20 protein-coding genes are annotated in these 24175 nt (G+C 71.4%); 2 read left to right on the forward strand and 18 right to left on the reverse strand.

Translation table 11 applies throughout. The features are described from left to right. Window positions 1-81: 81 nt before the first annotated feature. The 7 genes from ACIP4Z_RS10230 to ACIP4Z_RS10260 form a co-directional block, all read right to left on the reverse strand. A complete protein-coding gene (locus tag ACIP4Z_RS10230; protein WP_355344263.1) occupies window positions 82-1428 on the reverse strand; it encodes an EsaB/YukD family protein in 1347 nt (448 codons plus the stop codon). A 162-nt stretch (window positions 1429-1590) separates the two neighbouring features. Further along, the gene (locus ACIP4Z_RS10235; protein WP_188281815.1) at window positions 1591-1905 is read right to left on the reverse strand and encodes a WXG100 family type VII secretion target; all 315 of its coding nucleotides are present in this window, start codon (window positions 1903-1905) and stop codon (window positions 1591-1593) included. A 27-nt stretch (window positions 1906-1932) separates the two neighbouring features. Then, the gene (locus ACIP4Z_RS10240; RefSeq protein WP_223186817.1) at window positions 1933-2298 is read right to left on the reverse strand and encodes a WXG100 family type VII secretion target; all 366 of its coding nucleotides are present in this window, start codon (window positions 2296-2298) and stop codon (window positions 1933-1935) included. A 130-nt stretch (window positions 2299-2428) separates the two neighbouring features. Further along, complete coding sequence (locus ACIP4Z_RS10245) at window positions 2429-2956, reverse strand: hypothetical protein (protein WP_355344267.1); 528 nt, start codon at window positions 2954-2956, stop codon at window positions 2429-2431. Window positions 2957-3086: 130 nt separating this feature from the next. Next, window positions 3087-4151, reverse strand: a complete 1065-nt coding sequence (locus ACIP4Z_RS10250; protein ID WP_401306354.1) for a WxL protein peptidoglycan domain-containing protein — start codon at window positions 4149-4151, stop codon at window positions 3087-3089. 126 nt (window positions 4152-4277) lie between these two features. Further along, window positions 4278-6254: a fibronectin type III domain-containing protein gene (locus tag ACIP4Z_RS10255; protein WP_401306357.1), complete on the reverse strand. Its 1977-nt coding sequence runs from the start codon at window positions 6252-6254 to the stop codon at window positions 4278-4280. Window positions 6255-6374: 120 nt separating this feature from the next. Further along, a complete protein-coding gene (locus ACIP4Z_RS10260; protein ID WP_355344276.1) occupies window positions 6375-7637 on the reverse strand; it encodes a HupE/UreJ family protein in 1263 nt (420 codons plus the stop codon). Window positions 7638-7967: 330 nt separating this feature from the next. Between ACIP4Z_RS10260 and ACIP4Z_RS10265 the strand changes: the two genes are divergently transcribed. After that, a complete protein-coding gene (locus ACIP4Z_RS10265) occupies window positions 7968-8648 on the forward strand; it encodes a hypothetical protein (RefSeq protein WP_391161561.1) in 681 nt (226 codons plus the stop codon). Window positions 8649-8701: 53 nt separating this feature from the next. Then, complete coding sequence (locus tag ACIP4Z_RS10270; RefSeq protein WP_401306362.1) at window positions 8702-9241, forward strand: DinB family protein; 540 nt, start codon at window positions 8702-8704, stop codon at window positions 9239-9241. Between the two features lie 180 nt (window positions 9242-9421). Here the strand turns inward: ACIP4Z_RS10270 and ACIP4Z_RS10275 are convergent, their stop codons facing one another. The 11 genes from ACIP4Z_RS10275 to ACIP4Z_RS10325 form a co-directional block, all read right to left on the reverse strand. Beyond that, window positions 9422-10897, reverse strand: a complete 1476-nt coding sequence (locus tag ACIP4Z_RS10275) for an adenylosuccinate lyase family protein (protein ID WP_401306365.1) — start codon at window positions 10895-10897, stop codon at window positions 9422-9424. Next, window positions 10894-13158, reverse strand: a complete 2265-nt coding sequence (locus ACIP4Z_RS10280; protein ID WP_401306368.1) for an FAD/NAD(P)-binding protein — start codon at window positions 13156-13158, stop codon at window positions 10894-10896. The genes ACIP4Z_RS10275 and ACIP4Z_RS10280 overlap by 4 nt, the downstream gene beginning before the upstream one ends. 211 nt (window positions 13159-13369) lie before the next feature. Beyond that, window positions 13370-14215, reverse strand: a complete 846-nt coding sequence (locus ACIP4Z_RS10285) for an alpha/beta hydrolase (RefSeq protein WP_355344291.1) — start codon at window positions 14213-14215, stop codon at window positions 13370-13372. A 76-nt stretch (window positions 14216-14291) separates the two neighbouring features. After that, window positions 14292-15023, reverse strand: a complete 732-nt coding sequence (locus ACIP4Z_RS10290; protein WP_355344294.1) for a spheroidene monooxygenase — start codon at window positions 15021-15023, stop codon at window positions 14292-14294. A 39-nt stretch (window positions 15024-15062) separates the two neighbouring features. Then, window positions 15063-16502, reverse strand: a complete 1440-nt coding sequence (locus tag ACIP4Z_RS10295; protein ID WP_391044485.1) for an FAD-dependent oxidoreductase — start codon at window positions 16500-16502, stop codon at window positions 15063-15065. A gap of 72 nt (window positions 16503-16574) precedes the next feature. Continuing rightward, complete coding sequence (locus ACIP4Z_RS10300) at window positions 16575-18284, reverse strand: class I adenylate-forming enzyme family protein (RefSeq protein WP_355344300.1); 1710 nt, start codon at window positions 18282-18284, stop codon at window positions 16575-16577. Window positions 18285-18289: 5 nt separating this feature from the next. Further along, window positions 18290-19666 (reverse strand): NAD(P)-binding domain-containing protein, encoded by a 1377-nt coding sequence (locus ACIP4Z_RS10305; RefSeq protein ID WP_391161565.1) that lies wholly within the window; start codon window positions 19664-19666, stop codon window positions 18290-18292. Beyond that, window positions 19666-20040, reverse strand: a complete 375-nt coding sequence (locus tag ACIP4Z_RS10310) for a hypothetical protein (protein ID WP_188281828.1) — start codon at window positions 20038-20040, stop codon at window positions 19666-19668. Before ACIP4Z_RS10310 ends, ACIP4Z_RS10305 begins: the two co-directional genes overlap by 1 nt. A gap of 37 nt (window positions 20041-20077) precedes the next feature. Then, on the reverse strand, window positions 20078-21202 hold the full coding sequence (locus tag ACIP4Z_RS10315; RefSeq protein ID WP_355344312.1) for a hypothetical protein: 1125 nt from the start codon (window positions 21200-21202) through the stop codon (window positions 20078-20080). Next, window positions 21192-22631: an FAD-dependent oxidoreductase gene (locus tag ACIP4Z_RS10320; protein ID WP_391044483.1), complete on the reverse strand. Its 1440-nt coding sequence runs from the start codon at window positions 22629-22631 to the stop codon at window positions 21192-21194. Before ACIP4Z_RS10320 ends, ACIP4Z_RS10315 begins: the two co-directional genes overlap by 11 nt. Before the next feature lie 2 nt (window positions 22632-22633). Further along, a complete protein-coding gene (locus ACIP4Z_RS10325) occupies window positions 22634-24172 on the reverse strand; it encodes an NAD(P)/FAD-dependent oxidoreductase (RefSeq protein ID WP_401306376.1) in 1539 nt (512 codons plus the stop codon). Between the last annotated feature and the right edge of the window lie 3 nt (window positions 24173-24175).

Below are 24175 nucleotides of genomic sequence, written 5' to 3' on the forward strand. Positions count from 1 at the left end.
TCCCGGGGGTCGCCCGCCGGGTCACGCGGCGGGTCGAGGAGCGCGTCACAGGGCGGACGTGCCGGGCCGCGGGTCGCTCGGTCACAGGCCGCTCCCCAGGTCGGCCAGCCAGCCGAAGAGGCCGAACACACCGGCGGCCAGCGGTACGGCGGCCACGAACAGAACGCTGGTGACGGCCGCGGGCCAGGTCGGGCGGTCCGGCTCGATGGGCCGCAGAGCCGCGCCGAAGGCGAGGAAGAGTCCGCAGGCGACCAGGACGGCGCCCACGCCGAAGGCGGCCAGCGGGCCCGCCAGCCGCGAGTCGAACGCGTACAGCGGCACCCGTACGGTCAGCGCCACGAGCCCCAGCACCCCGGCGGCCAACTGCGGTACCACCGCGCTCAGTACGCGTACGGTCGCGGCCTGGAGCAGCAGTCCGACGCTGACGCAGCCCGCCAGCACGAGGGCGTAGACGTCGTGGGAGGCGCTCAGGGTGAGCAGGGCCGCCGCGAGGAACACCCCGCTCACCACGCTGAGCAGGGTGAGCAGCGCGTTGCTGCGGTGGACGACGGTGGCCACGGTCCCGTCGTCCAGCGCGGGCGCGCTGACGTCGGGTCCCGAGGGCACGAGCACCGCGATCTGGCCCGCGGCCCTGGGCAGCAGCCCCGCGGTCAGGAACAGCGCCACGGACACGACGGCGGCGGAGCCGGTGAGCCCGGCGTGCGAGGCGGTCAGCGCCACGGTGAGCAGCGCGGCCACCAGTGTGAGCAGGTTGAGCACCACGGTGGCGGGCGACGGCAGCGCGACCAGCCCGATCACCGCGCCGAGCACGGCGAAGACGGAGACGAGTACAGGGGTGGCGACAGGACCGTGCACCGGTCCGTCCAGGCCGACGCAGGCCAGCAGCGGGACGGTGGCGAGCGCGAAGAACTGCCGTACTGCGCGCGGCAGCGGCCAGTTCTTGCGCTCCGCGTACCAGGCGAGCAGCGCCGAGCAGAGCGCGGCGAGCGCGAACAGCGCCGCCCACGGGCCGGCCGGCCGGAGCGCGCCGAGCCAGGCCGCCGCGGCCACCATGAAGACCAGGCCCGCGCCCACGACGCACTGGGCGCGGCGGCGGGAGCTCCACAGGCCGCCGTCGTCCTGGGCGCTGGCGACCTGTTCGTCGAGGTCGGTGACGGTCAACTCGCCCAGTTCCGCCGCCCGCTGGTCGCGCAGGTACAAGGTGGCGCCGTCCACGATGCCCGCCGCCGACAGCGAGTCGCCGGGGGCCATCGGAGCGCCGCCCGACTCGGCGAGCGACCAGACCGGCGGCAGCGCCTCGGACTCGGACTGCCCGCACAGGGAGGCGAGTCGGGGAACGTACTCGGCGATCGGGGCCTGCGCCGGAAGCGCGAGGTCGATCCGCCTGCGTTCGCCGACCACGGTAACCCGGCAGCGTTCATCGGGCACGGATGTTTCCTTCGGTGTCGGACCTCACGGCCGCGCGTCCGCGGGCCGCGGTGGGTCGGTGCCGCCGGGGTTCGGAGACACCGACGTCAAAGACGGCGTTCGGCGGCGCCTGGTTTCGGTGGCGTGGGGTTTTTGTGACGCGTGGTCTTCGTGGTGCCGGTCTCAGTGGCGCCAGGTGGAGATGTTGGACCACTCGGCGTCACTGTAATTGCTCCAGTTCACATGCATCGCCTGGGCGATGCGGCCGAGCACACCGTCGGGTCCGAACAGGCCGTCGGCCGCCAGGTCCCACTCGTTCTGCATGTCCTGGTAGTAGGTGGCGGCCTGGCTCTCCCGCCACGCCTCCACCATCGGCGCCAACTGCGACTTCAGCGACTGGAGTTCGCCGGAGATCTCCCCGGCCCTGGCGTTGATCACGCCGCCCGCCGCCGCCAGTCCCTCACCGACGTAGATCGGCGTGCCGTCGATATCGGCCATGAATCGCTCCTCGTTGTGCGGCCCGGATCAGTTGAAGTTGGTGCCGGACGGTGCCTTCGGCAGGTCCTCGCCGAGCGCGGCGAGGTTGTTGAGGTTCTGCTGCTCGGAGTCCTTGTAGTTCACGTAGTTGCCCTGGAGGCCCTTGGAGATTCCCTCCAGGGCGTCGTGCAGCATCCGCGCGTAGACGTCGTACTCCGCCATCAGCGTCTGGAACTGGTTGTGGGCGATGCCCTGCCAACTCGCTTCCAGACTGCTCACATACGTCTTCAGCTCCGCCAACTGCCCGGCGATCTCGCTCGCCGTGGACATCGTGTTGCTGGAGGCGGTGGCCAGGTACTCGGGTGTGACCCGGTACGTGACGCCACCGACGCTCACAGAAGGCTGGTCAGCCATGGAATCCGCCCTTCCTCGCCCGATACCCCGGCAGTCAAACACCGTTTGGGCCCGGTCCGGGCCGCACGAACCGCAGTGAGCAGAGTCTGAGCAGGTTCTGAACGCGTCGGGAGCGGGGGCCCCGGGCCGGTCAGTCGGGGAGGTGGCGGGCGAAGCGGGCGTGGGTGGTCTGGCGGCTGGTGCCGAAGGCGCGGCCGATGGCCTCCCAGGAGACGAGGGAGCGGCGGGCGGCGCGGACGGCTTCGCGGCTGAGCGCGGGGGCGGTCTCTTCGACGCGGGCGACGACGCGCAGCGCGGTGAGGGGCTGGTCGCGGGAGAGTTCCTCGACGCGCCGCCGCAGGGCGGCGAGCATCTGCTCGACGTCGTGGGGGACGGCGCCTTCGGTCGCGGTGACGTGGTACTCCCAGTCGGCCATCGGGCCGGTGCGGGAGTCGTTGCCCTCGGTGGCGTCGTCGTCGCCCCGGATGATGGGGTGGGTCTCGGCGCCGCGCCAGCCGCACTCGCAGGCGCCCTTGACGCCGATCGCGCGGGGGCCGTCCGCTCCGTTGTACGACCACCAGGGCTGACGGCCCTCGGGCGGCGTCGCCGGTTCCGCGCCGTCGGCCAACACCGCTGTCACATAACCGGTGTGGCGCCGGGTCTCGTCCACCCACTCCATGGCTCAGCCCTCTCCGCACCGGGAAAAACGTTCCTCAAGGTTCCCTGACAACGCGCTCGGCTGTCAAAGAATTTTGACAGTCGCGCCGCTGACACCTGCCCCGGAGACCCCAGGGTGTGTCCTAGGGGGCTCACGCCTCGCGGAGGGCCTGTTCCACGGCGGTGCGGACGCGGGCGTCCTCGGCGGCTTTGCGCTTGGTGCGGGTGCGGCGGGTGTGGAGGAAGGCGGCGACGGCCAGGGCGAGGAGGACGAGGACGAGGGCGGTGAGGGTCCAGGGGAAGGCCCAGGTGTGGGCCGTGGACTGGACGGTCTTGAGCTGGGTGGTGGAGCCGGAGGCGTCGGTGAACAGCGGGGTGAGGGTCACGGTCGCGGTGAGGCGGACGGCGGGGGCCACGTCGTGGACGGGCACGCTCACCTTCCAGCTCTCGCCGGGGAGCAGTTCGGGCGGCGTGGCCGTCTTGCCGCCGGTGACCGCGAACCAGCCGAACAGGCCCTTGAGCTTGACCGACTGGCGGGTCGACATGATCGCGTTGCCGGTGTTGCGGATGCGGTAGGTGACGGTGGCGTCGCCCTTGGAGAAGGGGGCGGCCGTACCGCCGTAGGAGACGTGCAGGTCCTCCACCGCGAGCGTGGGCTTGATCGCGCCGCTGACCCGCAGCTTGATCTTGATGCCGAGCCGCCGGTCGACGTTGATGCCCTGCGCGTCGTCGGGCTGGGTCAGCGAGGTGAGGATGCCGCCCACGTAGTCGCCGGGCGTCGCGTTGGCCGGGATGGCGAGGGTGAAGGGCACCTCGACGGTCTTGCCCGGCTGGACCACGACGCGCTCGCGCGCCGCGCGCGCCCACACGCCGATCGCGCGGGACTTCTTGTCGGCGGGCAGCAGGTCGAGTTGGCCCTTGTCGGTGGTGAAGCCGTCGGCGGCGTACACGCCGAGGTCGACCGGCGCCTTGCCCCGGTTGGCGACGACCATCGCGTCCTCGACCTTGCCGCCGGGGTTGACGGCGTAGCTGTAGCTCGACCGGTCGGCGCCGAAGCTGTTCGACGCGGTGCGTACGGTCCAGGCGACGTCGCCCTCGGCGGCGGCGGCCGGTCGCGCGGACAGACCGGTGACCGCGAGGGCGAGGAGCAGCGCCAGGACGGCGGTACGGACGAAGGTGGCGACGACGGTCGTCCGGCGGGTCACGGGCACATGCATGTCGGGGTCCTCGGGCGTTCTGGTCGGAGCTGTCGGAGCTGAGGAACCGGTGGGGCGGGCGCCCGCGGGCGCCTGCCCCACCGGGTGGTGCGGGGTCACTCAGGTGGAGCGGTCAAGCGGGCGGGATCAGCTACTGAGCGCGGTGATCGTGAGAGTCGCGCGGTAGTCGCCCTTGGCGACGCTGCCCGGGATCTTCAGATCCAGGTCGGCGCCGAGCTTGGCCGTGCCCTTGGTGTGACCCTGGTCCGCCCAGCCGAGGCCGCGCGAGACGGACAGGCCGGAGCCGCCGTCGTAACCGGAGTTGACCGTGCCGCCGGCCTTGGCACCCGCGCCGGGGGCGAGGATCTTCGGCGTCCAGCCGAGGTACGCGCCGGAGAACTTCTTGGCGCCGTCCGTGAAGTCGCCCACGCTGGCCGAGATCGACCAGGGAGCGAGCGAGCGGCGGCTGTCCGACACGACGATCGGGTTGATGGTGCCCGTCGCGTCGAAGTAGTCACCGTCGTGATCCTTGGCGGTGCCGAGGTCCACCAGGCCGTTGTAGCCGTCGATGGTCCAGCCGAACTCGCCGGGGGGCGCGGTGGGCACCTTGACCGCGAGGTCCTGGCCGGTGCCGTGGTACGGGTGCACCGTCACCTTGTCGACGACCGAGCCGATCGGCTGGCCCTCGGGGGTGTTGACGCAGGAGACCTGGCCCAGCTCGACCGCCGCGTTGGGCGCGGTGCAGGTGCCGCTGCGCAGGTTCTCGACGACGAGCTTGTCGTTGCGCACCTGGACCTTGACGTAGGAGCGCACGTGCTCCTGGTTCTGCACCGAGTTGTACCAGTAGCTGTCCGGGTTCAGCGGGTCGGGACCCTGGCCCGTGACACCGGTGCCGCTGCTGTCCGGCTTGGTGATGTCGTAGTACTTCGAGCCGGACGCCGAGTTGGCCGTCACGTAGAGCACACCGCCGGGACCGGGGTACACGTCCGCCTGGCCGGGCTGCTCGGCCGCGTCCGCCTTCTGACCGTTCTTGATCAGGTAGCTGCGGGAGTAGCTGTGGTCGTGGCCCTGGAGGACGACGTCCACGCCGAGCTGAGAGAAGGCGGTGGTGAAGTCGGTACGGCGCTGCTTGTTGTCCGAGTCCTTGGCGTGGCTGGCCGGGGAGTAGATCGCGTGGTGGTACGTGAGCACCTTCCACTTGGCCTCGGAGCCGTGCTTGTTGATGATGTCGGTGACGTACTTGACGTGCGCCTCGTCACCGCCGCCGCCCGAGGAGGCGGCGTAGCTGTTGCTGTTCAGGTCGATGAACAGCACGTCCTTGTAGATGTACCAGTAGTCACCGCCCGAGGTGTTCGAGCCCGGGTTGCCGTTGCCGTAGTACGGCGCCGAACGGTCGGTGTTCGGGGTGTACAGGTGCTGCTCGTACGCCTTGCCGCCGACGTCGTGGTTGCCGATGGTCGCGGCCCACGGGTACTGACGGAGCTTGTCGGGGGCCAGGAAGGAGTCCCACTGCGCCTCGGTGTTCGCGGTCTCGACCTGGTCGCCGCCGGACACCAGCAGTTCGGCGTTCGGGTTGGCGGCCAGCGAGACGTCGAGCGTGTCCTTCCAGCCCGCCTGGTCCTTGGCGAGGTTGCCGGAGGAGCCGATCTGCGGGTCGCCGTAGAACAGGAAGTCGTAGTCGCCCTCGAAGTCCTGCGTCTTGAAGGCGTAGGTCTGCGACCAGTTGCCCACGGAGCCGACACGGTAGGAGTACGCCGTGTTCTCCTTCAGGCCGGTGATGGTGGCGTGCCGGTTGAAGCCGCCGCTGGTGGCGATGTTCGCCCCGCCGATGGCGTCGAACGTGGCGGCGTCCGCCGGGAATTCACCGTTGACCAGGGTCGCGGTCGGGGCGGCCTGGATGACCTGGGCCGTGTCGGCCGAGGAGTACCAGGTCACCGTGCGCTGCGTCTCGTTCGCGCCGACACCGAGGATGATGCTGGTGAGGGCGGCGGGGTCGGCGGCCACGGCGGGGGAGGTGAGTCCCGCGCCGACGGCGAGCGCCAGACCCATGGTGACCGCGGTGGCCCCGGTGACCACGCGGCGTCGTACGGACCCGTGGGTCCGTACCGATCTGATCGATCTCATCTGTGTTTGTTCCTTTTTGGACGGAACTGCATGGAGCTGAGGTCATCAAGCTCCCATCGGTTGGTAAACAGGCGGCAAATGCGATCTTCGCCTGACCTGAACTTCACCTCAGTTGAAGGCTCAGCCACCGCCCACCCGTTGCAGGAACCACACAAGTCCCATAAGCGCTACACCTGCGGAAACGGTGCCGGTCACCCAGAGCCCCGCGGTCGGCGAACGGCGGCGCAGCAGGGCCAGCAGGGGGAAGACGACGGCGATGATCGACAACTGCACGACCTCGATGCCGACGTTGAAGACCAGGAGGGAGCCGAGCAGCGTCCAGGACCACGCCTGGTCGATGCCGAGCGCGCCCGCGAAGCCGAGGCCGTGGACGAGGCCGAAGCAGAAGACCACCGCGAGCCGCAGCCAGCCCGCCCGGTCGAGGGCGACGTGGTCGCGCAGGAAGCCGCGCCCGCCGGAGCCGGGCCCCGAGCCGGAGGCGCCCCGGGCCGAAGCGCCCGGATCCAGGTCGGAGGCGTGGCTGCCGCGCTGCCGTATCCGCCACAGGTGCCAGCCCGCGACCACCGCGATCGACAGCGCGATGACCGGCTCGACCAGCCGCGACGGCACGTCGACCGCCCCGAGCGCGGCGAGCATGAAGGTCACCGAGTGCGCGAGCGTGAAGCTGGTGGCGGCGAGCACGATCTCGCGCAGCCGCCGCGACCCGGCGATCAGCGCCAGCAGGAACAGGATGTGGTCGGTGCCGGTCAGCAGGTGCTCGGCGCCCAGCCGGAAGAACTCCCAGAACCAGGCGTACCAGGGCTGGTCGATCGAGAAGGACGGGTGCGCCGCGTCGAGCGCCGCGCTGCCGGAGCGGCCGTCCAGGTCGTACGTGACGATCGTCTTCGTACCGCGGACGTATGTCTCGCTGTCGGGGAACAGGCCGCTGCGGACCCGGTGGTCACCGGCCAGCTCCTGGCAGTCCCAGTCCAGCAGCAGGACGGTGTACGGCACGCCCTCCTGCCGGTCCATCGTGAAGTCGCCGACCTGCTCCGGCGCGCACGCCTTGCCCGCGGCGGTGACCGAGAAGCGCTGGGTGACATAGGCGACGGCCGACTTCTTGTGGGCGTTGAGGGCCGCGGCCTGCGCTGTGGTGTCACCGGCGTCGAAGGCGCCGTTGCCGGTGCGGAAGAGGTCGTCGTCATGTTCGGCATCGGCAGCGGATATGACGAAAAGGTCGTATTCAAGCTTGAGGGAAGTACGGACATGGCCTTCGTCCGCCGCCGTCACATGGACGTACGCGGTGGACGAGAAGCCGTGGGCGAACGCCGGTTGGACGGCGCCGAGGAAACCGATCAGCGCCGCGGCGATGCAGATGACGGCGCGACGGACCCGCTCTGACATGGGACTCCTTGGGTAGGAGGAGCACGCTGCACGTCACGGGTGAACTGAAACCGGCGGGTCGGCGAACCCTGGGCCAACAAGGTCCGCAAAGGCGTTCGAGGTTCCCCACGGAGGCGATCGGCGTCGCAGGATGGACCCGCGGCACCCGCCCATGGCTCTCACCAGGGCGTTCTCTCGTCACACCGTTCACAGCAAGCCCTCGGCACCTCGCTCACCCCTTATCGCTCAGCGCTCAGCACCTATCGCTCAGCGCTCACCGCTCACCTCTCTCCGCTCAGCACCAATCGCTCAGCAGTCACCGCTCACCACTCATCTCGGAGGACGATCGACGTGCGCCCCCCGCTTCGGGCCGTTGCCATGCTGGCGGCGGTCACCGCGCTGGCCCTCGGAACCGCCGGATGCGGCTCCGACGACGACTGGTCGCAGCCGCGCGCCAAACCCTCGCCCGTCGGCACGCTCGGCCCGCGCTTCGTGGACAGCGTGTCGCCGCCCGCGCCCGAGTCGACCGTCACCCCGGCGCCCGGTTCGTGGGAGGGCGTCCACCCGCCGAAGGGCTACCGCGTGGTGCTGCTCAGCGCGGGCACCGACCGGCCGACGCGGTCGCTGGTCGACGCGGTCGAGAAGTGGGCGGACGAGGAGCACGTCAAGCTCAGGACCGTCGTCGCGGACGGTGCGGCCGACCTGCTGCCGAGCGTCACCAGGGCGCTCGACATGCACGCGGACCTCATCGTCAGCGCGGGCAACGACCTGATCGACCCGCTCGTGCCGGTCACCGCGAACCACCTGTCGCAGCAATTCCTCGTCGTGGGTGCGGAGTTGGCCGAGCCGACGCACAATGTCACCGCCGTCGACTGGTCCGGCGCGTCCTTCCGCGGCGAAGGGCTCGGCATGTCCTCGACGTACGACGCCGGTTCGTTCACCGCCGCGCGCTGCGCGGCCTCGATCAGGGCGGGGGTCGCGGCCGTGCTCAGCGACCTGACCGGGATCGTGATCTGGCTCGACAAGGTGTAGGCGGAGCCGCGGCGACCGCCCGGAACCGCGAACGGCTCCTATACTCCCTGCTCATGACCGACATCGACGAGCAGGGCCGGCCGCTTCCCCCCGAGACGGGCGGGGAGACCGAGACACTGCTGGGCTTCCTCGACTTCCAGCGGGCGACGCTGGCGTGGAAGTGCGCGGGACTCGACGCGGCCGGGCTCGCGGCGGCCCTTCCCACCTCCACCATGACGCTGGGCGGCATGCTCAAGCACCTGGCGTACGTGGAGCAGTGGTGGTTCTCGCAGTGGCTGGCCGGGCGGTCGCCGGAGGCGCCGTGGGACACGGTCGACTGGTCGGCGGACGCCGACTGGGACTGGCACTCGGCCGCGGACGACACCCCCGAGCAGATCCGTACGCTCTGGGAGGACTGCGTCGCGCGCTCGCGTGAACTGACCGCCGCGGCGCTGGCCGAGGGCGGGCTCGACACGCTCTCGCGGCGCGCGGACTCGGCGGGCCGGGCGCCCAGCCTGCGCTGGATCCTCTTCCACATGGTCGAGGAGTACGCGCGGCACGTCGGCCACGCGGACCTGATCCGCGAGTCGGTGGACGGCCTCACCGGGGAGTAGCGAGCGCGCCCCGCGCGGCGGTGAGTTGGGGAGCCACGACGGGGAGTGCCTGACGCCATGTCACCACGGCGACCGGCGGGGGCGTTCGGCGACGAGGCCGACGCCTGACGGACCGTCACATCGGGCCACCGCGGGCGCGCTCCGGATGCCCCGCCCCGCCCGCGACCGGCGCGGTCCCCGCTACGGCCTCGGGCCGTCCTCGCGCAGCGCGCGGTCGACCAGGGCGCCCGCCGCGCCCGGGTACGCGGTCGGGTCGCACAGGGCGGCCAGCTCGTCCGGGCCGAAGTGGCCGGCCAGGTCAGGAGATTGGGCGAGGACGTCGGCGAGCGGGCGGCCGGAGTCGGCGGCTGCCGCGGAGGCCGCGGTGAGCAACGCGCGGGCGGCGGCCTTGCCGAGACGCGGGGTGAGGACGGCGACGATCCGCTCCGAGACGACCTGACTGCCCGTCATGTCCAGGTTGTCGCGCATACGGGCCGGGTGGACGGCGAGCCCCTCGGCCAGTTCCGCCGCGGTGTGCGAGGCCCCGCCGACCAGTCGCAGGCACTCGCGCAGGAACTGCCACTCGGCGTGCCACACCCCGGCCGACCGTTCGTCCTCCGCGACCAGACACTGCGTCAGACCGGCCGCCAGCACCGGGACTTGGAGCGCCGCGCTGCGGATCAGCGTGGACAGCACCGGATTGCGCTTGTGCGGCATCGCCGACGACGCGCCGCGCCCCGCGACTCCCGGCTCCGCCACCTCCGCGACCTCGGTCCTGGCCAGCGACTGCACGTCGACCGCGATCTTGCCGAGGACGCCCGCGGTGAGCGCGAGCGCCGCCGCCAGGTCCGCGACGGGCGTACGCAGCGCGTGCCAGGGCAGTACGGGCCTGGCGAGGCCGGTCTCGTCGGCGAAGGCCGCGACCAGCTCGTCCAGGTACTCCCCCGGGTCACCGGCCCGCCCGTCGCCGTCGACTCCCGTACCGGCGGCGGTGTCCCCGGCACCGGCGCCGTACCCGTCGACCCGCGCATACGCGAGGTATCCGGCCAGCGTGCCCGCCGCCCCGCCGAGCGAGACCGGCAGTCCGTGGTCGAGCAGCGCGGCCAGCCGGGCGTCCGCGTCGAGTACGCCCTGCCGCCAGCCCGCCGCCTTGAGGCCGAAGGTGGTCGGCACGGCGTGCAGCGCGAGGGTGCGGCCCGCCATCGGGGTGTCGCGGTGCTCGGCGGCGAGCGCGGCCAGCGCGCGCTCGACCCGCGCGAGGTCGCCGCGGATCAGCCGCAGCGCCCGCGCGGCGACCAGCATCATCCCGGTGTCGAGGACATCCTGGCTGGTCGAGCCGCGGTGGACGTACTCGGCCGCCGCCGGGTCGTGTTCGGCGACCGCCCGGGTCAGCGCCTGGACCAGGCCGACCACCGGGTTGGCGGTCTCGCGGGAGGCGAGCGCCAGCGCGCGCAGGTCCATCAGGTCGGTGTGCGCCGCCGCCGCGATGGCCGTGGCCGCCGACTTCGGCAGCGTGCCGAGCCTGGCCTGCGCGCGGGCCAGCGCGGATTCGGCGTCCAGCATCGCCTGGAGCCAGGCGATGTCGGACACCGCCGCCTCGACCGGGGTGCCCGCCCGGACCGGCGAGAGCAGCCCGGCGTCGATGAGGGTGTCCTGCTCACTGGGCCGGCTGCTCATACGATCACTCCGAAGGTGTGGGTCTCGGCCAGTACGGCGGGGTCCGCGCCCGAAGCCCCGGCGACAGCGGCGGAAGCGCCGACGCCGGAACCGGCACCCGTGGCCCCCTCGCCGGAAGTCCCGTTGCCCGCGGCCCCGCCGCCGGAAACACCGTTGCCGGAAACACCGTTGCCGGAAACCCCGCTCCCGGAAGCCCCGCTGCCCGAAGCCCCGGACCCGGCCCCGGACCCGGCCCCGGCCAATCTGGCCGCGGGGACCGCGCCCCGCGCCTCCGGGTCACCGGCGCCCCGGCCGCCCGCCGCCAGCGCGAGCAGCGCGCACGCGATGGACTCCGAGTCGCCGAGCGTCACCGAGTCGACGCCGGGCCTGATGCCCGCCGCCGTGACCCAGTGCACGGACTCGGTCGGCACACCGTAGGCGAAACGGCGCGGATGCGCCTGCCCGCGCGGGTCGAGCAGCCGGTAGGGGCGCTCGGTGACGGCGAGGCCGCCGGACTCGTATCCGCCGCCCGATCCGGTCGGGATGCGGTACGGCGCGCACTGCTCGGTCGCCATCAGGTAGTTCAGCAGCGGCTCGGCGGTCCGGCGCAGGTCCGGCTCCGGCAGCCGCGCCTCGATCAGCGCGGAGGCCACGACCGGCGGCCCCGGCACGACATGCGACGAGGCGACGAAGGCGGGCCTGGCCGGGTCGAGGCGCACTTCGGTGCCGGGTCCCGTGACCACCAGCACCCGCGCCTCGATCAGCGCGATCATCTCCTCGATGCGGGAGGCGGGGGGCCCGATGGACAGGAAGGCGTTCATCGGGGTGTACCACCCCTCCAGCTCGTCCCGGTGCGACGTGCCGTCGAGTCCGCCGTGGTCCACGGCCAGCCGCACCTCGTTGCGCAGATCGCGCAGCACGTCGAGCGCGGCCTTCAGCGGGCCGCTGACATTGCCCGCCCTGGCCTCGCGCACATCGCGCGCCAAGTACCCGAGCAGCCAGACCCTGAACTCCTCCCGGTCGGCGAACCGCCGTCCCAGGTAGGGCGTCAGCAGCCGCTCCCAGCTCCAGCGCTCCTCCGGCTCGACGCCGTACTTGTCGAGGAGTTCGGTCTCCTCGCGCGACCCGGCCGTCTCCAGGAAGCGCACGCCCAGCTCCGCGCCCTCCGCCGCGCGGTCCTGGGCGTGCAGCAGCGCCTGGTAGTAGACGCTCTGGACCTCCTTGGAGATCAGCGGCCACAGATGGGTCCGAAAGTGCAGTCCGGGACCGCCGGTCGCCCGGTCGCGGGAGGCCGCGATGTAGGCGGGGGTGAGCAGCCGCGGGTGGTAACGGCCGTACGCGCCCTTCTGGTTCTCGCCGCGCGCGTGGTACGGGACCCCGCGCCGGGAGGTCGCGTACAGCGACGGCTCGCGCCCGGAGGGCAGATAGACCAGCCGGTCGCCCTCCCTGCGGAAGGTGCCGCCGCGGCCCGCGGTGAGCAGCGTCATGTGGTCGAAGAAGTTCAGGCCGAGGCCCCTGAGCAGCACCGTCTCGCCGGGAGCGATCCGGGACAGGTCGACGTCCGCCGGGTTGGCGGGGGTGATGTACGTCAGCCGGTGGATCGCGGCCAGCGTCGCGGTGCGCTCCTCGCGCGGGGTCGGGCGCGCGGCGACATGGCCCTGGGCGAGGACCACCGCGTCCAGCCCGTGCAGCCATGCGCCGTTGTCCAGCCGGATGCTCTGCGGCCCGTCCGGGTCGCCCATGGCGTCGGCGACGGCCACCGCGCGCGAGCGGTGTTCCTCGACGGTGACGTGCGCGGGCGCGTTGCCGGTGATCCGCAGGAAGCAGGAGCGCAGGTAGCGGCCGTAGAAGGCGCGGGTGGGGTACGAGTCGGGGTCGAGCCGCCGGGCCTCGGCCAGGTCCTCCGGGTCGTGCGCGTCGGGCATACGGCTCCCCGGCACGGCACCGCCCGGCGCCCCGGCCCCCGGGTCGCCGTCTCCCGGCCCCAGCAGGCCCTTCGCCCACTCGTACAGGCTCGGGCCCGGCTCGATGGGGCCGTCGATGGTCACCCGGTCGTCGGTGAAGACGGTGATCTGGGAGGCGACGGTGTTCATCAGCAGATGCCGCGACTGGTCGGTGCGCCAGACGCTTCCTGCCCCCGGCTCGGCGGGGTCCACCACGTGGACCGTCAGCGAGGAGCAGGAGGGCGACTTGCGCTCGTGGGCGCAGAGCCGCTCCAGTACGGACAGGCCCCGCGGGCCGGCGCCGACGAGGCAGACGGCGAGGTCCGCCGCAATGCTCATGGGTCTTCTCCATCCGGTGGCCTGGTCCCCCGACCGGGCACGGGTGCGGGCGCGATACGCCGGTGGTGACCGGCGCGGGCGGTTGCCATGAGGGGAGGCGGAGGCGAGAGGGAACCTTGTGGGCGGGTGTTTTCGGGCAGGGCAAGGCGTACGGGCGGCTCGGGGCGGTGCCCCGAACCGCCGGCACCGGGTCGTCACGGCATGGGGAGGATCAGCTCTTGCGGGTGAACTCCCGTACCGCGGTGGCGAATTGGGTGGGCTGGTCGAGCGGGAGGAGCGAGTAGCTGTCGGCGATCTCGACGAGGCTTCCCTGCGGCAGGATCTCGGCGAGCCGGCGGCCGTGCGCGGGCGGCATGACGCGGTCCTTCTCGGCCCACACCACCAGCGCGGGCCGGTCGAAGGAGGAGAGCCCCTCGCTCACGCCGACCAGCAGCTTCTTGTCGGCGGCGATGCCGCGGAGCACCCGCACCGTGTCGCGCCGCACGTCGGCCTGGGCGAGGATCGGCTTGATCCAGTTCTTGCTGACGGCGTCGCCCCGCTTGGTGAGCCAGCCGAAGGCGATCGGCTGGCGCCGTACCAGCTTCAGCCGCATCTGCTGCATGAAAAGGCCGAAGAAGGTGGGCGACAACTTGCCGGTCATCACGACGGTCTTGCCGGTCAGCCCCGGCGGAAAGTTGTCGAATGCGTCGCAGGACGCCAGCACAATTGAGCCGACGCGCGGCGCGCCTTCGTCCACGAGCAATTGCACGACGGCGCCGCCGGTGTCATTGCCGACCAGGGTGACATTGTCCAGATCCAGCCGTTCGAGGAATTCCCCGACCAGCCGGGCGAGTCCGCGCGGCGAAAGGTCGGCGTCCTCCTTGACCGGCTTGGTGTGGGCGCCCATCGGCAGCACCGGCACCACGCACCGGTGGTCGGCGCGCAGATCGGCGACCACGTCCGCCCAGAGGGTCTCGTCCATCAGGAGGCCGTGCAGCAGGACGAGCACCGGCCCGTCGCCGCCGGTGTCCTGGTAGTCGATCGTCCCGGCCGAGAGTTCGATCTGTTCCATGGTCATACGTCAAACCCGTCTGTCGGCTCGCCGTGGCGGGGTTTATTCGACGGATGCTCCGTCAGCACTCCCCGCATTGGCCTCAGTTGGTGGTCAGCGGCTTGAGCATATCGAGCGGATTGCGCCCGCTCCAATGTCCGTCGACCGCGTACGGCCTGAGCCGCACGAACAGCGTTTCGTGGTGGAAATCGCGTTCCTCGTGCTTCTTCATCGCCCTGACGTGGCCGCCGGGGTAGGAACCGACCGTGTACTGGCGCATTTCCTTGACGCTGCGCCAGAGCGAGAAGGTCGCCACCTGATTGGGCGGCCTGATCAGCGAGGTGCCCTCGAGGAAGGCGGGGTGGTGGGCGGCGTCGCGCTCGGCGTGCGAGGCGGCGGCGACGAACGGCACCACCCGGTTGAGGCGTACGCGGGCCAGGGTGAGCACCCCGATGGGGTGATCGTCCACGGGTATCTCGCGGCGCGGCAGCTCCAGCAGGCCGGGCCAGGCGCCGAGGGTGCGGACCGGCTCGAACCGGGCCCGCCAGCCGTTCTCGTACGGCTTGGCGACCGGGTGCGACAGGAAGCGGTCCAGCGCCTCGTCGTTGTCCCACGCGGCGATCATCGCGGCGCCGGTGGGCTTGACGTCGAACATCGCGCTCTGCGAGCGCAGCGGGCTCATCAGGAAGGGGCTCGCCCAGTGCAGGCCCTCGTGCGCCTCGGGCTTGGGCCCGTTGCGCAGGGCGCTCATGGCCTTGGCGGGGCCGACCTCGGCGAGGTGCAGGGACATGATCATGCCCGAGCCGATACGGGGTGTTTCCAGGTTCTCAGGCACGCTGGCAGTCGCCTTTCGTCGCGTGGGCGCTTCCGGATCTCATCGCGTGGGCTCTTCGACGGGCACGGCGGTCTTCTGGGTCACCAGCAGCCGCCCGGGGTCCTCGCCGGTCTCGCGCCCGATGATCTCGGTGGCGACGCGGCGGCCGGAGTAGATCGCCCCGGACATCGACCCGAACTCGTGGGGCACGGACTCCGCTCCGGCCCAGTGGATCCGGCCGACCGGCTGCTTGAGCGCGGGACCGTACTCGGTGTACAGACCGGGCGGGGCGTAGGCGTGGTAGCAGCCGCGGGTGTACGGCTCCGCCATCCAGTTCTGCTCCAGCAGGTCGTACGGCTTGCCCGCGCGCGGTCCGAAGAAGCGCTCCAGCTCCCGCAGGACCAGGGCGCGTCGCTCCCCCGCGGGCAGCTTGGCGACCTGCCGGGCGGGCGGCCCGGTGACGAAGCCGGTGAGGACGCCGGGCGTGCCGTCGGGCGGGCAACTGTCGACCGTGGCGCGTACCGGGCTGGAGTGGCTGATCACATGCCCGGTGAAGCCCTCGGCGCGCCAGAACGGCTCGTCGTACAGGGCCAGGTACTTGATGGCGGCGCCCATCGTCATGCGCTGGCTGACGTGGTCGCGGTGCTCGGGCAGCGGCGGGTCGTACTCGATCCGCCCGGCCAGCGGCACGGGCACGGCCATCACGACCCAGCGGCCGACCGCCTCGAATCCGGCGCCGCGCACCCGGACGTGCTCGCCGGAGTGCTGGATGCTGCGGACCTCGGCGTTGAGGTACGTCTCGTCGTCGACGGTCTTCGCCAGGGTCGTCGCGAGGTTGTGCGAGCCGCCGACGAAGCGGTTCTCCAGGGTGCCGCCGGTGATCTGGGTCATGGCCCTGAACCCGCCGGTGCCGTTGGAGTAGTTGAGGACGTGCAGCAGGGAGACGTCGGCCGGTGCGGCGGCCATGCCCGCCTCGATCATCAGCCGCATCAGGGCCCGGCCGCCCTTGGTGCGGACATTGCGCTGCGTCCAGGACCACATGGTCTCGCTGTCCCACTGGGTGGCGTGCGGGGCCTCCCAGGGGGCGTCCTGCGGTACTTCGCGGCGCATCCGCTCGATGCGCAGCGCCGCCTGCCCGAAGTCCAGCAGCGTGGCCGCGCTGACCTTGGGCGCCATGCCCTTCCAGGGCTGCATCTTGCCGCCGTCGTCGATCAGCCGGTAGCCGGTGTCGTAGACCTTCGCGGTCTTGATGCCGACGGACTGGGCGGCCCGGTGGCTGATCGTCCCGGCCTGGCCGTAGAACTCACAGCCCAGTTCGGCGACCTTGCCGTCCCCGAGGGGCTTGCTCAGCGACCGGCCGCCGAGGCGGGAGCGGGCTTCGAGCAGCGCCACGCTCTTCCCGGCCATCTTCAGTTCGCGCGCGGCCGTGATCCCGGCAAAACCCGCACCGACGACGATCACATCGGCTTCTATCGATGGGTACTCGCTGATGTCGTGCAATGCCCTCTCCTACAGTTCGGGTGTCGATCCGCGCTGGGTTCCGCCGTGCACCGGCCGTGACGTGGACCGTGGTTACGCGCCGTCGCGCAGCACCACGTCCTGGCTGACCGCCTCCAGACCGCCGTTGTCGCGGTTCTTGATCATCTCGGTGAGGAGGTAGCGCCGGGCCTTGACGGTCGCGGTGCGCTGGAGGTCGTCGGGCGTGACCTCCAACGGGACGCCCAGGCCGGTGATCCCGGCGGAGGCGGACTTCCAGACCTCGGGGTCGAGGGACTTCCCGTCGCGCATGCAGACCACCGGGACCGGCTTGCCCTGCTCGTCGGGGACGACCACGATCTCCTCGGCGTTGGGAATCCGCTCCAGCAGCACGTCCTCGATCCACAGGCAGCTCTCGACACCCTCGATCCGGTCCGCGATGCGGTCCAGGATCTCGATCTGCCCGAGCCGGCCGCGCCGCCCCCAGTCGCCGGTGTCGAACCACTTGCCGTGCCGCCGCTCGGCGAACTTCTCCGGCGTGCCCACGAACGACAGCGCGCGGGCCGGGGTCTTGACCTGGATCATGCCCGGTTCCGACTGGTCGGAGCGGCGCTTGCCGGTCTCCGGGTCGGCGATCCTGGCCCGGATGCCGGGCACCTCCCAGCCGACGCTGCGGGTGTCGCGGCCCTTGAGCCGGCCGAACGAGCCACGGGTGTACGGGCGGACCGACACCACCTGCGTCTCGGTCATGCCGTAGCACTGGAGCCAGACCGGGTACTTGCGCTTGGACGCGTCCAGCAGCGCCTGGATGGTGCGCGGGTGCATCGCGTCGAAGGAGTTGAAGTACAGCCGGATGCTGGAGAACGGCTCCGACGGATCGTCGATGATCCGCTCCCAGCCCATGAAGTTGTTGGGGTGCGACTCCAGGATCGTGGGCCGGTACTGGGGCAGCAGCCGCAGCATCGTCTCCTCGTCGGGCCTGGCGATGCCCAGCAGCGGGGTGCCGCGCGAGAAGGACGCCATCTGCGTGATGGCGGCCCGCACATGGACGTGCGAGATGGCGCTGGCGAACAGCTCGTCGGGGGTGTGGAAGCCGGGGAAGATCGACTCCATCAGGGCGTTGTAGGACACGCCCTTGGCGGACGCCTCGGCGAGCTTGGACACCCCGGTGGTGCTCGACGTGTGGGTGATCAGCATCGGCTCGTCGTCCTTGAGCGGACTCGGCGCCGGAATCCGGCCGCCCCACAGGTCCGCCACCGGTATGCCGCCGTCGATGTCGGCGATGGCGGTCATGCCCAGGTGCCGCAGCCGCTCGCCGTCCAGCCGGGCGTACTTGGCGACCTCGGGGTCGGTGACCAGAAATTTCGCCTGGAGGCGCTCCAGCAGGATGTTGATGATGTCCGGGTCCAGGCGGGCCGACAGCAGCGCGGGGATCGCGCCGATCCTGGCGGTCGCCCAGGCCAGCGCCTGGATGTCGTAGTTGGGCGACTTGACGATCGCGACCCGGTCCCAGCGCTTGACGCCCGCGGACTTCAGGACGGCGGCCATCTGGTCGACCAGGGTGGCGAATTCGACGAAGTCGAGTTCGACGCGCTGCTCGGGGTCCCAGGTGAACGGCTGGTCGAGGTAGATCGGCACCCGGCCGTGCTTCTCGGCCGCGCGCTCGGCGACCAGGCCGACGTTGAGCGGCTTGACCAGGGCGACCCGGTCGGGCTTGAACTGGGCCTTGAGCATCTTGGCCGCGTCCAGACGCCGGGCGGAGAGCGGGATCTTGGACCGTGTCCGGTCGCCAGCGATCGAAACCATACGACTCATCCCTTCCTGCGGGTTGCCGTGCCGACACCCGTGCGATCGGTGGTTGCGTACTTGCGGCGCTCGTCCGCCATGAGCCGTTCGTATTCGTTGGGGTCGACCAGCAGATGGCCGGACGAGTCGTGGAACCGCTTGTCCTGGCGGCGGCGGGCGTTCCTCAGCTCCGACCACATCTGCGCGCGCGAGGGGAGGCTGACGGTCTCGGTCAGCAGGTCGCCGACCCACTCCGACTGGAACTCGGCCAGCGGCATCAGCGACATCATCGAGTGCAGCAGGCCGATGAAGTACAGGCCCTCGGTCTCCGGCGGCACCACCTGGTGGTAGAGCGCGGGCGCGTCGTCGCCGTCGCCGACGAGCGTGTCGTCGAGGAAGGGGTAGTCGATCTTGTAGCCGGTGCAGTGGATGATCACATCGGCCTCGGTCTCGGTGCCGTCCGAGAAGCGGACGGTACGGCCGTCGACCGTGTCGATCACCGGCTTGGCGGTGATCCTGCCGTGCGCGATGGCGGGCAGCAGCTCGCTGCTGGCGACCAGCGGCCCCTGCCCGACCTTGTACGGCGGGTCGGGCAGCCCGTACGCCGACATGTGGCCGTGCACCAGCTTGATCATCAACGTCACCAGCGGGCGCCGCTGTTCGACCGAGAGCTTCTTCATCATCGGCGACAGCTTGTCGATCGGGCCGCCTTCGAGGATCTTCGGGACGACGTAGTGGCCGGTGCGCACCGACAGGTACGTGGCCTCCGCGACGCGCGACACCTCGGTGGCGATGTCGGCGGAGGTGGCGCCGAGACCGATGATCACGACCTTCTTGCCCGCGAGGTCCGCCGGACCCTCGTAGTCGTAGGAGTGCATCTCGGTGCCGGTGAACTTGCCCTCGTACGAGCCGAAGAGCGGCAGCCCGTGCCGCCCGCCGGAGGCGACCATCACCGCGCGGTACAGATGCGTCGTGCCGTCGCCGAAGGTCACCGCCCAGCCGCCGCCCGCCGCCTGCTCGACCCGGCTGACCTCGGTGTCCAGTTGGATGTGCTCGCGCAGCCCGTAGTGGTCGACGTAGGAGTCGAAGTACCGCGCCACCTGGGTGTGGTGGGGGTAGTCCGGGTAGTCGTCCGGCATCGGGAAGCTCGGGAACTGCATGACGGTCTTGGAGGTGTTGGCGAACAGCGCCGGGTACGCGCAGCTCTTGCCGCCCTGCGCGGGATACCGCCACAGGCCGCCGAGTTCCGAGCGCCGCTCGTAGGCGTCGAAGGCGATGTCGCGGATCTTCAGCGAGCGGCACATCGCGATGCCCGCGGAGCCCGCGCCGATGACGCAGACCTTGTCCCTGCGGTCCTCGGGCGCGGACGCGGCATCGGCCACCGGCTCGTGCGTGGTGGTCATCAGGACTCCCCCGCGCGCTCGGTGCTCGCCAGCGCCAGCAGGCCGAGCAGGGTCGCGGTGGCCGCGGCGCTGGTGTCGACCACCGTGGACTTCTTCAGCCGGCCCTTGCGGTGGCCGAGGATTCCGGCCGCGACGTCGAGGCCGTCGCAGAGGATGCCGGCCTTGAGCAGCAGCCTGCGGGTCTCGCCCCTGCTGGCCAGGACGCCCACGATCAGGGCGATGTTGCGGGCGGCGAACAGCCGGACCAGGTACTCGCCGTCGGCGTCCTCGTTGATGTGCAGCTTCTTCGCCCCGATGGCGGGCGCCAGGAACGCCGCCGCGCCGACCGTACGCAGGGTGCTGAGCAGAACAGCCGGCGTATCGCTCTTGTTCATAGTGATGCGAGTTCCTCTCGCGCCTCGGCCATCGACATCACGTCGTGGCACTGGGAGCCGGTGTCGGTGGGAATTCCTTGGCGAAGCCGGTGAGCCGGACGACGACTCCGGCCTGCCGCAACATCTCGATGTCCGTCTCGGGTTCCGCGGACTGCTCGGGGAACGAGATCCCGGCCGGCAGGTCCCGGCTCAGCACGCGCTCGGCCGCGCGGACCGCGCCCATTGCGCTGAGGTGGCCCTGGCCGCGGGTGTCGAGCAGATCGATGGAGACCGAGCGGTTCGCGCTGTGCGCGGTGACGGTGAGCCCGCAGAAGTCGCCGGTGCCCGCGCTCTGGAAGAGCGCCGCGCGCACCCCGTGCAGCGGCGGCTTGGTCAGCGCCCGCAGCGCGCCCGACCGCTTCAGCCCGATCATCGCGTACAGCGACGGCACGCTCTGGAGCGCGATGCGGGTCTCGACCGTCGGCACGCCGAGGGTGAGCGGCACGGTGGTCTGCTCCAGCGTGCTCACATACGCGGCGGGCCGCTCGTTGCCGTCGGCGCAGCGCACCAGGCGGCGGCCGGTCAGCGGGTGCGTGGGCTGCCGCCTGCCGTCGCGCATCGCGTAGTACGGCCAGGCCAGCCGTTCGGCGAAGCCCCAGGAGTCGGGGCCGACCTTGTCGTCGGACGAGGACAGCACCGCGATCTCCACCCGCTCGGCCTGGCCGAGTTCGCGGACGGCCGCGGCGGCCATCAGCGCGTTGAGCCCGGCGTACCAGGCGCCCGACAACAGCACGGGGGACGTGGGCCGTTCACGCGAGACCGCGACGGTGACGTCGAGAATCCCGGCGTGGCCCGCGCGGTTGATGTCCGCGATCGGGATGCCCCGGCGCATGGCGTCCACGATGAGGTGGTCGCCGGGGTCGCTGACCACGGCGAGGACGGCCGCAGGCCGCTCGGGCAGCGCCCCCAGCGGGCGTTCGGCGCGTACGTCGATGACGGCGGTGCTCGCGCCGATCCGCGCGGCCAGCGCCGTCGCCCGTTCGGGGTTGCGGCCCGCCAGCACGATCGGCAGGTCGGGGTGGCGCTGCCGGATCAGCCGCGCCGCGTGCTCGCCCACCACTCCGTAACCGCCCACGATGAGCAGCGGCGGCCGGGCGGCGGCGCGTCTGGGTCTACTGGCCATGGCTCACCGCGCCGCTGATCGTGGTGTCCGGCTTGCGCTCCTCGCCGCGCTCCTCCGCCGCCCGCGCGAACAGCTCGCGGGCCACCCGGCGGCCGGAGTCGACGGCGCCGCCCATCGAACCCATCTGGTGGACACCGCTCTCGGTGCCCGCCCAGTGGATCCGGCCGATCGGCTCGCGCAGCGCCTTGCCGTACGCCGTGTACAGTCCGGGCGGGCCGAAGCCGTGGTAGCAGCCGCGGGTGAACTCCTCATCCAGCCAGTTCTGTTCGACGAATTCACGGGGCTTGCCCGCCTTCGCGCCGAGCCCGGCGACCAGTCCGTCGAGTACGGCGGTACGCCGCTCGGACGGCGACAGGCGGGTCAGCGCGCGGGCGGCGGAGCCGGTGACGAAGGCCGACATCACGCCGGGGCTGCCGTCGGCGGGCGAGGTGTCGAAGGCGACCCGGAACGGGCCGTCGCTGCTGGTGATCTGGCCGCTGAGCCCGGCGGCGCGCCAGAACGGCTCGTCGTAGACCGCCAGGCACTTCATGGCGGCGCCCGCGGGCATCCGCTGCGCGAACTGGTCGCGGTAGCCGGGCAGCGAGGGCGCGTAGGTGATGCGTCCGGCGAGCGTGACCGGGATGGCGACGACGACCCACCGGCCGCGGTACTCGAAGCCGGGGCCCGAGACCACGACGGAGTCGGAGCGCTGCTCGATGGTGCGGACGGCGGCGCCGACGCGTACCTCGTCGGGCATCCGCGCGGCCATCTTCTTCGGGATGCTGTGCGCGCCGCCGTCGAAGCGGTAGCGCTGGATGCCGCCGCTGACCTCCAGCAGGTAGCGGAAGCCGCCGGAGGCGTTGGCGTAGTAGAGCACGTGCATCAGCGACAGGTCGGCCGGGCGGGCGCAGAAGGCGGCCTCGATCATCATGGTGATGAAGGCCCGCGCGGTGGAGGTGGTGACGTTGCGCTGCATCCACGACCAGAGGGTCTGGCTGTCCAGCTTCTCGGCGTTCGGCGCGTTCCACGGGCCGTCGGGCGGGACCGTGCGCGCCATGCGCTCGATCTTCAGGATCGCCTGGCCGAGGTCGGCGATGGCGGCCGGGCCCATCCGCCAGGGGAACAGGCCGGAGTACGCGTGGCGGCGGCCGTTGACGAAGGTGAGGCGTTCGCCCTCGTCGTAGCTGCGAAAGCCGGTCACGCCGACGGACTCGGCGGTCTCGGCGATCATCGTGCTCTTGTCGCCGAAGTACTCGCCGCCCAGGTCGACCGCCTTGCCGCCGCCCACGTCGAGGCCCTTGAGCCGTCCGCCGACACGCTCGCGCGCTTCGAGCGTCTTGACGGTCCACCCGGCCTCTTTCAGCTCGCGGGTCGCCGTCAGTCCCGCCAGGCCCGCGCCGACGACGATGACATCGGCTTCCGCGCTGGGCTCGTCTGTCACATGCAGCACGTTCAGACCTCCGCGTTCTTCTGATCGGCGTCTTTCACTACGGAGCCGTTGGAGCCGTTGGAGCCGTTCTGCGGGGCCGGGGCCGGGGCCGGGAGCGGGTCGGCGGCGGCGGACGGGACGGGCCGTACGCGTACCGGCGGGGCCGCGGTGACGTCGGAGGACACCAACTGCGGGTGGCGGTTGATCCACCGGCGGCGCGGCTCGCGGGCCAGCAGCTTGACGGTCTCCCGCACCAGCGGCAGCCGCTTGTGCTTGCCGGACAGCATCATCCGTCCGGTGATCACGGCCATGTCGGTCAGCGGGAAGACCTCGTAGTACTTCGAGCGGTGGTGGTAGAGGTCGAGGAAGCGGCCGATCTCGCCGCGCTCGGCCATGCCCTTGAGCGCCTCGGGGACGGCGGCGGGCAGCGCGCCCGCCTCGCCGAGGATGTTCGCGAGCCAGTAGTGGCCCTCGAAGCGGCGGTCGCGCCACTGCGTCCACAGCCGCAGCGTCTCGTCCTGGCCGAGCGCCGACACACCGGGGCCCGAGCGGCCGAGGGCGGCGACGATGGCGGGCGCGAGGCGCTCCACCTGGCGGAAGGCGTCGCCGATGCCGCGGCCGGCGGAGGGGTCCTTGAAGTGGCCCGCGTCGCCGACCAGCACCCAGCCGGGTCCCGAGGACTGCCGGAAGTAGCCCTCGAATTTGACGATCCCGGAGATCTTGGTGGCGATCTTCGCGTCGGCCAGCGCCTCCGCGGTCGGTTCGCAGGACCGCATGTGGGCCAGCAGGCCCGCTTCGGTGTTGCGGCGGAAGTACTCGCGTTCGTGTCCCTCGGGAGAGACGCCGACCAGGTACAGGCCGTTGTCCGCGGGGCCCGCCCACACCATCCGGTCGCCCCAGCGGTGGAAGACGAAGGTGTCGTCGGAGGACGGGTGAGCGCCCTCGAAGAAGGTGAAGTAGTAGGAGCGTTCGTTGGGTACAACGTTGTATTTGCGCGAGCCGACCATGTACGCGACCGTCGAGTTGCGGCCGTCCGCGCCCACGACGAGCGGCGCGCGCAGCACCGTCTCCTTGCCGTCGTGCTGGGCGCGCACACCGGCCACCCGGCCGCGCTCCCAGATCATTTCGACGACCTTGGTGCCCATCCTGACGTCGGCACCGGCCTCGACCGCGGCCTCGTGGAGGATCGAGTCGAGCAGGTGCCGACGCAGGAAGGTCGCGCCGCCCACGTCGTCGAAACGCAGCGGGAACTGCGAGACGACGTGGAAGTCGTTGAGCTTGGTGTCGGCGCGGCGCATGAAACGCACACCGGTCTTCTCGACGGAGTCGAGCACACCGAGGCGTTTGAGGAACAGGAGTCCGTCGGCCTCCATGAGGTGCGAGGAGAGCACCTCACGGGGGAACGTCGCCTGCTCGACCACGACGACCTTCAGGCCCGCGCGCGAGAGCAGCGTGGCGAGCGGCGACCCGGCACAGCGGGCGCCCACGATGATGACGTCGAAGTGCTCGGCGTCCGTACGGTTTCGCCGGATTTCGCTCCCGGCCAGGCCCTTGGTCGTCATGGT

Origin of the sequence: Streptomyces sp. NPDC088910 (genome assembly GCF_044749865.1) — a bacterium.
Classification (GTDB): Bacteria; Actinomycetota; Actinomycetes; order Streptomycetales; family Streptomycetaceae; genus Actinacidiphila.